The 12,364-nt window shown below is 69.2% G+C and carries 9 protein-coding genes; 4 read left to right on the forward strand and 5 right to left on the reverse strand.

Translation table 11 applies throughout. From position 1 onward, the window contains the following. Positions 1-285: 285 nt before the first annotated feature. The 4 genes from glgB to HG543_RS28105 are packed head-to-tail and all read right to left on the reverse strand — an operon-like array spanning position 286 to position 7,483. A complete protein-coding gene (gene glgB / locus HG543_RS28090; protein WP_169347959.1) occupies positions 286-2,490 on the reverse strand; it encodes a 1,4-alpha-glucan branching protein GlgB in 2,205 nt (734 codons plus the stop codon). Then, entirely contained in the window at positions 2,487-3,821 is a 1,335-nt protein-coding gene (locus HG543_RS28095) for a maltokinase N-terminal cap-like domain-containing protein (protein WP_169347960.1), read from the reverse strand. The genes glgB and HG543_RS28095 overlap by 4 nt, the downstream gene beginning before the upstream one ends. Beyond that, positions 3,818-5,473: a maltose alpha-D-glucosyltransferase gene (treS, locus tag HG543_RS28100; RefSeq protein ID WP_169347961.1), complete on the reverse strand. Its 1,656-nt coding sequence runs from the start codon at positions 5,471-5,473 to the stop codon at positions 3,818-3,820. Before treS ends, HG543_RS28095 begins: the two co-directional genes overlap by 4 nt. 15 nt (positions 5,474-5,488) lie before the next feature. After that, positions 5,489-7,483 carry an alpha-1,4-glucan--maltose-1-phosphate maltosyltransferase gene (locus tag HG543_RS28105; RefSeq protein ID WP_169347962.1) on the reverse strand — a complete coding sequence of 665 codons (1,995 nt, stop codon included), beginning with the start codon at positions 7,481-7,483 and terminating at the stop codon, positions 5,489-5,491. A 188-nt stretch (positions 7,484-7,671) separates the two neighbouring features. Here HG543_RS28105 and HG543_RS28110 point away from each other — a divergent pair, with 188 nt between their 5' ends. The 4 genes from HG543_RS28110 to HG543_RS28125 all read left to right on the forward strand — a co-directional run bounded on the left by HG543_RS28110 (position 7,672) and on the right by HG543_RS28125 (position 11,732). Next, positions 7,672-8,283, forward strand: a complete 612-nt coding sequence (locus tag HG543_RS28110; RefSeq protein ID WP_169347963.1) for a sigma-70 family RNA polymerase sigma factor — start codon at positions 7,672-7,674, stop codon at positions 8,281-8,283. A gap of 138 nt (positions 8,284-8,421) precedes the next feature. Then, complete coding sequence (locus tag HG543_RS28115) at positions 8,422-9,417, forward strand: dioxygenase family protein (RefSeq protein WP_169347964.1); 996 nt, start codon at positions 8,422-8,424, stop codon at positions 9,415-9,417. Between the two features lie 123 nt (positions 9,418-9,540). Next, positions 9,541-10,215 carry a response regulator transcription factor gene (locus HG543_RS28120; protein ID WP_169347965.1) on the forward strand — a complete coding sequence of 225 codons (675 nt, stop codon included), beginning with the start codon at positions 9,541-9,543 and terminating at the stop codon, positions 10,213-10,215. Continuing rightward, entirely contained in the window at positions 10,212-11,732 is a 1,521-nt protein-coding gene (locus HG543_RS28125) for an ATP-binding protein (protein WP_169347966.1), read from the forward strand. The genes HG543_RS28120 and HG543_RS28125 overlap by 4 nt, the downstream gene beginning before the upstream one ends. Here HG543_RS28125 and HG543_RS28130 read toward each other — a convergent pair. Beyond that, on the reverse strand, positions 11,725-12,267 hold the full coding sequence (locus tag HG543_RS28130) for a TetR/AcrR family transcriptional regulator (protein ID WP_169347967.1): 543 nt from the start codon (positions 12,265-12,267) through the stop codon (positions 11,725-11,727). The genes HG543_RS28125 and HG543_RS28130 overlap by 8 nt on opposite strands. Between the last annotated feature and the right edge of the window lie 97 nt (positions 12,268-12,364).

The raw sequence follows: 12,364 nt of genomic DNA on the forward strand, positions 1-12,364 counted from the left end.
GCCATTTCGGACCTCATGCGCTTGGCAAGAAGGGAATTCCGCGCCCTCCAGCATCGTCCCGATGTCCTCCGCTCCTTCTTCGAGCATGCTGGACTCCATGTTTAGCGGACTCGCCGAGGCGGTTTAGTCCGCTCGGCTCGCGCGGCACGCCGGTCCGGGATGCGCGCTCCGGCCCGGCGTCACCTCAGCGCCCCGCGTCCCGGCTCCCCGGAGTGACCGCGGGGGAGAGGCTGCTTCACTCCCGGGGGCGGATCCCCCGGGAGCCCTCGGCCGCGGCAGTGCCGCTCACCCCGGGGTGAACCAGAGCACCGACAGCGGGGGCAGGGTGATGGCCGCGGAAGCGGGCTGGCCGTCCCACCCGGTGGGCTCGGTGTGGATCTGCCCCATGTTCCCCTGGTTCGAGCCGCCGAACTCGCCCGAGTCCGTGTTGAGCACCTCCACGTAGCTGCCGTGGAGCGGGAAGCCCACGCGGTAGCCCTGGTGCATCGTGGGCGACAGGTTGGCGATGCACACCACGTGGCGCCCCGGCTGGCGCGAGCGCCGCACGAAGGCCAGCACGTTCACCGACGCCGAGTCCGGCTGCAGCCACTGGAAGCCCACCGGCTCGCCGTCCGCGTCGTACAGCGCGGGCAGCTCCTTGTAGAGGCGGTTCAGCGTCGACATCAGCCGCATGATGCCCCCGTGCCCGGGGTCATGCGTCAGGTGCCAGTCCAGGCTCTTGTCGTGGTTCCACTCCGCCGGCTGGCCGAACTCGCCACCCATGAAGAGCAGCTTCTTGCCCGGGTGCGCCCACATCCACGCGTACAGCGCGCGCAGGTTCGCCCGCTTCTGCCACGGGTCCCCCGGCATGCGGCCGTAGAGGCTGCCCTTGCCGTGCACCACCTCGTCGTGGCTCAGCGGCAACATGAAGTTCTCGCTGAAGGCGTACAGCAGACCGAAGGTGAGCTGGTTGTGGTGGTACTGCCGGTAGATGGGGTCCTTCGAGAAGTACGACAGCGTGTCGTGCATCCACCCCATGTTCCACTTGAAGTGGAAGCCCAGGCCGCCTTCGCCCACCGGATGGCTCACCTTGGGCCACGCCGTCGACTCCTCGGCGATGACGACCACGCCCGGGTACTTGCGGCGCACCGTCTCGTTCAGCTCGCGCAGGAACTGGATGGCCTCCTCGTTCTCACGGCCGCCCCAGCGGTTGGGAATCCACTCGCCCTGCTTGCGGCTGTAGTCGAGGTAGAGCATCGAGGCCACCGCGTCCACGCGCAGGCCGTCGATGTGGTACTCCTCGATCCAGAACAGCGCGTTGGCGATGAGGAAGTTGCGCACCTCGTTGCGGCCGAAGTTGAAGACCAGCGTGCCCCAGTCCGGCTGCGCGCCCTTGCGCGGGTCGGCGTGCTCGTACAGCGCCGTGCCGTCGAACTGCCCCAGCGCGTGGATGTCTCGCGGGAAGTGGCCGGGCACCCAGTCCACGATGACGCCGATGCCCTCCTGGTGCAGGTGGTCCACCAGGTACCGGAAGTCATCCGGATGGCCGAAGCGCGCGGTGGGCGCGTAGTAGCCGCTGACCTGGTAGCCCCAGGAGCCGCCGTAGGGGTGCTCGGAGACGGGCAGCAGCTCCACGTGCGTGAAGCCGAGGTACTTCACGTACTCGGCCAGCGCGGGCGCCAGCTCGCGGTACGTCATGGGCCGGTCGCCGTCCTCCACCACGCGGCGCCAGCTGCCCAGGTGCACCTCGTAGACGCTCCACGGCTGGTGCGTCACGTCCTGCTTCTGCTGGCGCGCCTCCAGCCACCCCGCGTCACCCCAGCGGTAGCGCTCCAGGTCGTGCACCACCGACGCGGTCGCAGGCGGCACCTCCGCCTGGAAGGCGAACGGGTCCGCCTTCAACAGGCGCTGGCCGTCATGGCCGGGACGAATCTCGAACTTGTAGCGCGCGCCCTCGCCGACCTCGGGGACGAACAGCTCCCAGATGCCGGAGGCGCCCATGCGCCGCATGGCGTGCAGCCGGCCATCCCAGCCGTTGAAGTCTCCCACCACGGACACGCCGGCCGCCGTGGGCGCCCAGACCGCGAAGGACACGCCGCGCACGCCGTTGTGGTGGATGAGGTGCGCGCCCATCCGCTCCCAGAGGCGCTCGTGCCGTCCCTCGCCGGCGTAGTACAGGTCCATCTCGCCCAGGGTGGGGAGGAAGCTGTACGGGTCTCTCAGCTTGAAGACCTTCTTTCCGGGGTACTCCACCTCCAGCAGGTACGGGAAGGCCTGGTCCTTCCCGTTGACGCGCGCCTCGAAGACGCCGCCCTGCCGGTGCGTCATCGCGATGCGGCCGCCCGATTCGGGCAGCACGTTGATGGCCACGGCGTCCGGGCGGAAGGCCCGAATCACCACTCCGTCTCCGTCCGGGTGGATGCCCAGGATGGAGTGCGGCTCGGGATGCCTCAGCTCGACCACGCGCTGAAGCTCCGCCTCGACCTGCGCCTTGTCGGCTGGCTTCCTCACTTGGATTCCTCCATGCGCAACAGGGCCTCGACGGGGATGCGCACCCAGTCCGGCCGGTTTTGCAACTCATACCGCACTTCGTAGAGGAGCTTTTCCAGTTCGAACGCGCGCAGCATCACGTCGAACGTGGCGCTGTCCGCCGGCAGGTAGGGCGCCCCCTGCGTCGCCTTCCGGTAGCCCTCCAGGAAGGCGTCGCGGCTGGGGCCCACCCGCCCGCGGGGCTCGCCGCCCTCCAGGGCGACCGTGGCCTCCGCGTAGTCGAACGAGCGAATCATCCCCGCCACATCCCTCAGCGCGCTGTACTTCTCGCGCCGCGCCGTGAAGGTCCGTGCCGGCTCCCCCTCGAAGTCGAAGATGAGCCACTGGTTGTTGGCGCGCAGCACCTGGCCCAGGTGCAGGTCGCCGTGGATACGGATCTTCTGTCCCGAGGGCGTCACGTGCGCCAGTCGCTTCGCGTACCCGATGAGCGACTCGCGCCGCCCCTCCAGGTCCGCGTGCAGCCGGCCGGCGTCCGCGAGGGTGACGCCGAGCTCGCCCACGATGGAGGCGCTCCAGCGCTGCAGGTCCTCCTGGAGGAGCGGCTCGGGGGCGAACGCCGGGTCGTCCGCGCTGGCCGACGCGAAGGCGTTGTGCAGCTCGCCCAGGCGCTGTCCCAGGTCGCGCATCTCACCGAGGAAGCGCTCCCCGAGCGCCCGCTCCTGGCGCAGCCGGTCCAGCGTGTACTTCCAGCCGTCCGTCGCGTCCGGGACGAAGCGGTGGGCCACCGCCAGCGTGGCGCCCGCCGTGCCCTCCAGGTTCAGCGCTCCCAGCAGCGTGGGCGTGGCCCGGAAGGACGTCTTGGTGGCCAGGAAGCGGCCCACCTCGTGCTCTGGATTCACCCCCGCCTCGAGCTTGCGGATGATTTTCAGGATGACCTTCTCGCCAAGCACCAGCGAGGTGTTGCTCTGCTCCACCATCAGCCGCCGCACCGTCAGCGGCGAGGGCATGGCCTGCAGCCCTTCCGGCGTGTTGAGCCACTCGCCCTTCACCTGGCCGGAGGCGGAGTTCACGCTGGCGCCCTCGCGGATGAGCCGGAAGAGGGCGCGCAGGCACTCGTCGTCCTCCAGCGCGTCCCGCACGCCGTCCGGGCCGGACTTCACCGGCAGGAGGTAGCGCTCCGTCTTGCCCAGCTCGTACACCACCTCCACCACCGCGAGGGTGAAGGAGCACGGCCCGGACTCCATGGCGGCGTGGTCCACCACCGTCACGTGCTTGATGGGCCATGCCTTGCCGCTGAACCAGCGCTGTTGCTTGAGGTAGTCCGGCAGCTTCGTCAGGTCCAGGTTCGTCACGGCGTGCTCCTCCCCGCGGCGGGCTTGTCCAACCGGAACCACAGGAACATGTAGGGGCCCATCGAGAGCTGGTAGGGCTGTCCGCTGATACGGGGGAAGGGCGTCTCGCCGATGAGCTCCACCGGCACCGCCCCCTCGTAGTCACGCAGGTCCAACACCGCCGGCTGCGCGAAGCGGGACAGGTTGCAGACCACCAGCACCGTCTGGCCCTCGTACTCGCGCACGAAGGCCAGCACCTTGCGGTTCTCCATGGAGATGAAGCGCAGCGTCCCCAGCGAGAAGACGGGGTAGCGCTGGCGGATGCGAATCATCCGCTTCACCCAGTGCAGGAGGCTCGTCTTCACGCGCTCCTGCGCCTCGACGTTGATGGACTGGTAGCCGTACACCGGGTCGGCGATGACGGGCGCGTACAGGCGCGCGTAGTCCGCGCGGCTGAAGCCCGAGTTGCGGTCACCCGTCCACTGCATCGGCGTGCGCACGCCGTTGCGGTCGCCCAGGTAGATGTTGTCGCCCATGCCAATCTCGTCGCCGTAGTAGAGGACGGGCGTGCCGGGCAGGGTGAACAGCAGGCTGTGCATCAATTCGATGCGCCGGCGGCCGTTGTCCATCAGCGGGGCGAGCCGGCGGCGGATGCCGAGGTTGATGCGCATCCGCGGGTCGGTGGCGTACTCCCGGTACATGTAGTCCCGGTCCTCGTCCGTCACCATCTCCAGCGTCAGCTCGTCGTGGTTGCGCAGGAAGATGGCCCACTGGCAGTTGTCCGGGATGTCCGGCGTCTGCTGCATGATTTCGACGATGGGCGTGCGGTCCTCCTTGCGGACGGCCATGAAGAGGCGGGGCATCACCGGGAAGTGGAAGCCCATGTGGAACTCGTCGCCCTCGCCGAAGTAGACGCGCACGTCGGCGGGCCACTGGTTGGCTTCGGCCAGCAGCATCTTCCCCTGGTATTCGGAGTCGATGGTCTTCCGCAGGCGCTTGAGGAAGGCATGCGTCTCCGGGAGGTTCTCGCAGTTGGTGCCCTCGCGCTCGAAGAGGTAGGGCACGGCGTCGCAGCGGAACCCGTCCACCCCCATGTTCAGCCAGAAGCGCATGACGTCCAGCATGGCTTCCTGCACTTCGGGGTTGTCGTAGTTGAGGTCCGGCTGGTGGCTGAAGAAGCGGTGCCAGAAGTACTGCTTGGCCACCGGGTCCCACGTCCAGTTGGAGCGCTCGGTGTCGAGGAAGATGATGCGGGCGCCCTTGTACTTGTCGTCCGTGTCGCTCCAGACGTACCAGTCGCGCTTGGGGCTCTTCGGGTCGCTGCGCGCCTCCTGGAACCAGGGGTGCTGGTCGCTGGTGTGGTTGACGACCAGCTCGGTGATGATGCGGATGCCGCGCTTGTGGGCCTCGTCCACCATGCGCTGGAAGTCCGCGAGCGTGCCGTAGTCCGGGTGGATGCCGTAGTAGTCCGCGATGTCGTACCCGTCGTCCTTCAGCGGCGAGGGGTAGTGCGGCAACAGCCACAGACAGTCGACCCCCAGGTCCTGGAGGTAGGGCAGCTTCTCGATGAGGCCGGGGATGTCCCCGTGGCCGTCACCGTTGGAGTCGTAGAACGCGCGGAGGTGCAGCTCGTAGATGAGGGCCTTCTTGTACCAGAGGGGATCCAGTTCCATACGCCTCTCGAGTTGTCACTCGTAGTAGTCGAACGCCTGTTCGGTGCGGCGGAAGCGGTACACGGCCCACACGGCCGCGGGTTGCTCGGGCGTCAGACGCACCTGCACGTCCGGGCCCTGCCACAACGAACGCTGGTCCGACATCAGCTCGTGCACCTGGTAGGTCTCGTCCGGCTTCGCGCCGAGCCACTCCATGGGCACGTGCAGCAGCGCCTCCTGCGGCGCGTACGGGTCCAGGCTCACCGCCATCAGCACCGTGCTGGCGCCGTCCGGCGAGCGCTTGCCGTAGAAGAGGACGCGCTCGTTGTTCGACTCGAAGAACTCCAGCGAGTCGTAGGAGCGCAGCGCGGGCTGTGTGCTGCGCGCGCCGTTGAGCCGCGCAATCCAGTCCTTGATGTTGCCGGGCCGGTCCAAGTCCCACGCGACGAGCTGGTACTTCTCCGAGTCGATGTACTCCTCCTTGCCCGGCAGCGGACGGCCCTCGCACAGCTCGAAGCCGCAGTACATGCCCCAGACGGAGGAGAGGGTGGCGGCCAGCGCCGCGCGCAGGCGGAACGCGCCGGGCCCGGCGTTCTGTAGCAGCTCCGGGAGGATGTCCGGCGTGTTGGGCCAGAAGTTGCCGCGGAAGTAGTCGGACACCGGAGGCTTGGTGATCTCCTCCAGGTACTCCTGAATCTCGCCCTTGAAGTTGCGCCAGGTGAAGTACGTGTACGACTGGGTGAAGCCCACCTTGGCCAGGGCCTTCATCACCTTCGGGCGCGTGAAGGCCTCGGAGAGGAAGATGACGTCCGGGTACACGTCCTGGACGCGGCGGATGAGCCACTCCCAGAACTGGATGGGCTTGGTGTGCGGGTTGTCCACGCGGAACGTCCGCACGCCCTGCTTCACCCAGTGGACGACGACGGACTCGAGCTCGGCCCAGAGCGTCTCGCGACCGGGGCCCATCCAGTCGAAGTTGACGATGTCCTCGTAGCGCTTGGGCGGGTTCTCCGCCGTCTTGATGGTGCCGTCCGGGCGGCGCTGGAACCACTCCGGATGCTCCTTCACGTACGGGTGGTCCGGCGAGCACTGGAAGGCGATGTCCAGCGCCACCTCGATGCCGTGCGACTGCGCGGCCTCCACGAAGTGCCGGAAGTCCTCCAGCGTGCCGAGCTGCGGGTGCACGGCCTTGTGGCCGCCCTCCGCCGCGCCGATGGCCCACGGGCTGCCCACGTCATCCGGTCCGGCCTTGAGGCTGTTGTTCTTCCCCTTGCGCGCGGTGCGGCCAATGGGGTGGATGGGCGGCAGGTAGATGACGTCGAAGCCGAGCTTCTGGATGTACGGGAGCCACGACTCCGCGTCGCGGAAGGTGGCGTGCGTCTTCCCGTCCCGCTTCGCGGAGCGCGGGAAGAACTCGTACCAGGCCCCGAAGCGGCCCTTCTCGCGGTCCGCGAACACCTGCAGCACCTTGTCGTAGCGCTTGGCCAGCGTGCGGTCCGGGTACGTGGAGGCGATGACGGCCAGCTCGGGCGCGAGCGCCACGGCGAGGAGCTCCGGCTCCGCGGGGCCGCGCAGCCGAACGGCGGCCTCGGACAGCACTCGCGCGTCGTCCTCGCTGGTGGCACGTGCCCGCGTGGCGGCGGCATCGAGGAGCGCGGCGCCTTCCAGCAGCTCGCTCGTCACGTCCCGGCCCGCGTCCACCTTGCGCTTCAGCTCGGATGCCCACGTGCGGAAGAGATCCGGCCAGGCTTCAATCGTGTACTCGTAGCGGCCATTGCGGGCGAGTGGGAAATCGGCTTCCCACAAGTCATTGCCCAGGAAACGCATGGGCACTTCCTGCCAGTCCGTCTGCTGGTCCTTGGGGGTGACCTGGCGCCAGCGGACGACGGCGACCAGGACGTCGTGGCCCTCCTTGAAGACATCGGCCTTGACGGTGAGACGGTCCCCGGCGACGCGTTTGACGGCGTAACGTCCAGCGTCCAGCTCGGGTCGAACTCCCTCGATGAACACGCTTCCGATTCGGTCGGTCATATCGGCTGGCGGCCCTTATAGGTCGTGGGTTGGCATTGGCCGGGCGGCGTAACGCGCGGGGCGTTGATGCAGGACGGCTTTCGCGTCGGCCGCGTTGGCCCGTGAACGTTAGGGATGGGGTCGGAAGGCGCCCACCGTGGTACTTGTGGCTGGGAACCGCCCCGCTGGTTGGGGTATCCGGAACCTGAATGGCGCCTCCCCAACCCTCCGCACAGCGAGCGAGCGACCCGGCCGCTGACAGGGACCTCCTGCGACAGGTGGCCCTGGGCAGCAGCTCGGCGATGCGCGAGGTGTACGCGCGCTGCGGTGGCAGGGCGTTCTCCGTCGTCCTGCGCCTGCTGTCCTCGCGCGCCGACGCGGAGGAGGTGCTGCAGGAGACCTTCCTGGAGGTCTGGAAGCGCGCACGCGACTTCGACCCCGAACGCGGCGGGCTGGAGACGTGGGTGACCACCATCGCCCGGACACGCGCCATCGACCGGCTGCGGGCCATGGGCACGGTAGCCCGCACGGTGGAGGGCGCGACGCACCAGCCACCTCCCGTGAGCGCGACCCCCGTGGCGCCGGATGACGCCGCGGCCCTGGGGCAGGGGCGGGTGCGCGTGCTCGCGGCCCTGGCACAGCTGCCCCCCGAGCAGCGCGAGGTGGTGGAGCTGGCCTACTTCGAGGGCCTGTCCCAGCGGGAAATCGCGGAGCGCACGGGCGACCCGCTCGGCACCGTGAAGACCCGGGCACGCCTGGCGCTGGAGAAGCTGGGCGACCTGCTGCGGGAGCTGTCGCCGGACACCGGGCCGCCAGGGTAGAGGGCGCTCGCCCGCCCGCGCGCCATGAGGCTCCTGTCCGGAGGCCGGAGGCGCTTAAGGGTTTCTTGAGGTCTTTCCGCGAGAAGGACGGTCACGCCCGAGGCACCGGGCGGATTCCCCCCTTTCGGAGGACCTGCGATGAGCAGTGACGCCAAGAGCACTCCCACTCCCGAGGTCATGACGCGGCGGCGCGTGCTGCGCGGCATGGGCCTCACCCTCGCGGCCCTGCCGCTGGCCCGGTTCGCGCTCGCCTGTGGCGAGGGGACGGAGGCCCCGGCCCCGGGCGGTGACGACGCGGGCACCGGCACCGATGCGGGCACCGGGAATGACGCGGGCAGCGGCAGCTGGGCGACCGGCGGCACCGCGGCGATGACGGCGGCCGCGTCCTATCCCGACCCGTTCGCCTCGGGCATCGGCACGGTGTGTGCCCTGACGTGCGAGGCGACCCTGGGCCCGTGCTACGCGGACACGATTGAGCGCAAGGACATCAGCGAGGGGCATGACGGGCTGCCCGTGCGGATGGTGCTCCTCGTCGTGGACGAGAGCTGCAAGCCCATTCCGGGCGCGTCCGTGGACATCTGGCACGCCGCGCCCGAGGGACTCTACTCGGGAGGCGATGCCAGCGACTTCTGCACCTCGGGCGATGCCACGGCGCGCGCCGCGCGCTGGTTCCGCGGCGTGCAGACGACCGACGCGAACGGCCGCGTCGAGTTCGATACCTGCTTCCCCGGCTGGTACAGCAGCCGCACCATCCACATCCACTTCACCATACGAGTGAACGGCAACGAGTACGTCACGTCCCAGCTCTTCTTCGACGACGCGCTGGATGACGAAATCGTCAACACCCAGCCGCTCTACAACACGCGCGGCCCGCGTGACACGACCAACTCCAACGACACCGTCATCTCGGCGGACTCGGTCGCGGACTACGTGTTCCAGACCGAGCGGATGCCCGACGGCGCGATGCTGGCGTGGAAGACCCTGGTCATCCGCTCGTCGCTCGACAGCGCGCAGTGCGCGGTGCCGGGTGGAAGCGGCGGCCCGGGTGGCCCTGGCGGTCCGCCGCCGGGGATGGATGGTGGCATGGGCCCGCCGCCCGGCTGGGACGGCGGAATGCCTCCGCCGCGGCCCTGAGGCCGGTGAACGCCTTCGCCGATTGCCTCGGGCGACGGCTTGATTCCGTGTGACGACGTGCGTACTGCCCGGAAGATGGGGCTCCGGGCAGGGCACCTCGCGTGGGAAGAGGAGGGCAGTGACATGGGGGAGCGCATCCTGCTGGTGGAGGATGACCCGCAGCTCGGCGCGCAGATTGTCGAGCACCTTCAGGGCGCCGGCTTCGAGCCCACATGGTGGAGGGAGGGCCGCGTGCTGACCGCCGAGGGCCTGCCCCGGGTGAGCCTCGTGGTGCTCGATTTGATGCTGCCGGGCACCTATGGCCTCGACATGCTCAAGTCGCTCCGGAGCTTCTCCGAGGTGCCCGTCCTCATCCTGAGCGCGCGCAATGACACGCTCGACAAGGTGCGGGCATTGAAGCTGGGCGCGGATGACTACATGACGAAGCCCTTCTGGCCGGAGGAGCTCATCGAGCGCGTGCGCGCCCGCTTGCGCCGGCCGACCTTGCAGAAGGCGGAGGCTGTCGTCGAGGTGGGGGCGCTGCGCATCGACCCGCAGGCCCACGAGGTATCCGTGCAGGGACAGCCCGTGGAGCTGACGCGCGTGGAGTTCGCGCTGCTCGCGGCGCTGGCCCGGCGACCGCGCGAGGCCGTGACACGACAGTGGTTGGTGGAGCACGTGCTGGACCCGGAGCGCGAGGGCACCGAGCGGACGCTCGATGTCCATGTGTCCCGGCTGCGGCGGAAGCTCGGTCCGCAGCATGGGGTGGAGACGGTCTGGGGCGTGGGCTACCGGCTCGTTCCCGGAGACGGCTCGTGAGGCTGCGGCTGCGGCTGGCTCTCACCGTGGTCGCGGTGACGGTCCCCGTCGTCGTGGGGATGGGGTACTTCCAGCACTCACTGCGGCAGCGCGGACAGGAAGAGGTGCTGGAGGCGTCCACGCTCGCGCGGATGCAGGCGGGGGAACGGGAGCGCTGCGAAGCCTCACCCGAGACGTGGACCGTGCGCAGGGGGCCTCCGGGGCAGGGGGCACTTCGGGAGTCCGAGCCTCGCGAGCGGACGACACCCGAGGACGAGTCCGGGCCCGGTCGGGACTCAGCGCCTCGCGAGCGCGGGCTGGACGGCAATGGCGGACCGCCTCCGGACCGCGGACCGGGACGGTCGGGACGACTTCCTCCCGGCGTTCAGCACTTTCCCTATGACGCGAGCTTCGTCTCGCGCAATCCGCGGGCTCCGGTGCTGCCGGAGGAACTCGTGCGTGGGGCTCGGGCGGGGCAGGGCACCGTCATCCTGCATTCGACGCAGGAAGGGCGGCCCATCCTCGATGTGCTGCTGCGCATGCCGTGGGATGGCGGGCCGTGCGCATACATCCTCGCCCGGCGCGAGGAGCCTCCGAGCCCACCGCTGGGGGGAATGCCGCCGCTCGAAGTGCTGGCGGTGCCCTTCTTCGCGGTGCTGGCGGTGGTGGTGGCGCTGGGCCCCGTCATCCGGCGTGTCCGGCAGCTCACCGACGAAGTGCGCACCTCCGCCGTCAGCCACTACCAGCAGCCCGTCTCGGTGCGTGGCAACGACGAGGTCGCCGAGCTGGCGCGGGCCTTCCAGGAGGCGCGTGCGGAGATTCAACACCAGCTCTCCCAGCAGGAGGCTCGCGAGCAGGCACTGCGGGACTTCCTCGCCAACACCATGCACGACGTGATGACGCCACTCACGGTGCTCCAGGGACACTTGTCCGCGATGCAGCAGCGGGTTGGCCGTGGTGAGCCCATGGAGCCGGCGGTGATGGCGTCCGCCATGGGCGAGGCGCACTACATCGCCTCGCTGGTGCACAACCTCGCGGCGGCCACTCGGCTCGAAGCGGGGGAACCGCAGTTCCAGCGTGCTCCGGTGGACCTGAACGCCGTGGTCGCTCGCGTCATCGGGCGGCATCAGCCCATTGCCCGTCAGCGGCGCATCTCGCTGGTGAGCGGCGTGCCCGAGGCGCCCGTCTGGGTGAATGGAGATGTCACCCTCATCGAGCAGGCCGTGAGCAACGTCGTCTTCAACGGCATTCACCATGGCCGCGACGAGGGGCACGTCGCGGTGGTGCTGGAGAGCACGCGCCAGGGGCGCTTCCGCCTGCGTGTCATCGACGATGGGCCGGGCATTCCCGAGGAGGAGCGTGCTCGGATTCTGGAGCGCGGGTTCCGCGGCAACGCCGCGCGGACCCGGGGCGTGGAGGGGCAGGGGCTGGGGCTCCACATCACCCGGCACGTGGCGCACGTGCATGGCTGGACGCTGACGCTAGCGCCCTCCGAGTACGGTGGGCTGGAGGTGGCGCTGGAAGGCGAGGTCAGCTGACCTCGAGCAGGCCGCGGATGTCGGCGAATATCTCGCGCCACTCCCGCTCGCTCATCTTCATGAAGCCGAAGCAGCGCAGCATGAAGACGCCTTCCGTGGCGAGGAAGGCCAGCCGTGCGCGTCGCCCCTCCGGTGTCGATACGTCGATGCCCTCCAGGCGCGACGCATACCACTCGCGGGAGTGCGTCAGGTGCTCGGGCGCATTGAGCAGGGAGGCCATCAGGCCCGCCGCCCGGTCGCCCTCCGCCTTGTCGGTGCGAGAGGTGACCTCGATATGGGCACGGAGCCGCGCCATGGGCGAGGGCGCTTCCCCGGCCAGTCGCGCAACCTCGGTGTTGAACTCCGTTCCCCAGCGCTCGTACATCGCCGCGATCAGCTGATCCTTCGTGCCGAAGCTCGACTGCACGCCCCCCTTCGAGATTCCCGCGGCCTTGGCCACGGCGTCGATCGTCAGCGCCGCGATGCCTCGCGTGCGCACGATTGTCTCCGCGGCGTCCAGCACGCGGTCCCGGTCCACCGACTGATAGCGCCCCATCTTCGCCTTCCTTGCGTTTAAATACGTTCGTATTTATAGCTGTTCCAGGTGCGTGGCAACACCGCGGTCAAGCCGTGGCGGGTGAGTGCATGGGTTC

The sequence above is a fragment of the Pyxidicoccus fallax genome (assembly GCF_012933655.1).
GTDB classification, from domain to species: Bacteria; Myxococcota; Myxococcia; order Myxococcales; family Myxococcaceae; genus Myxococcus; species Myxococcus fallax.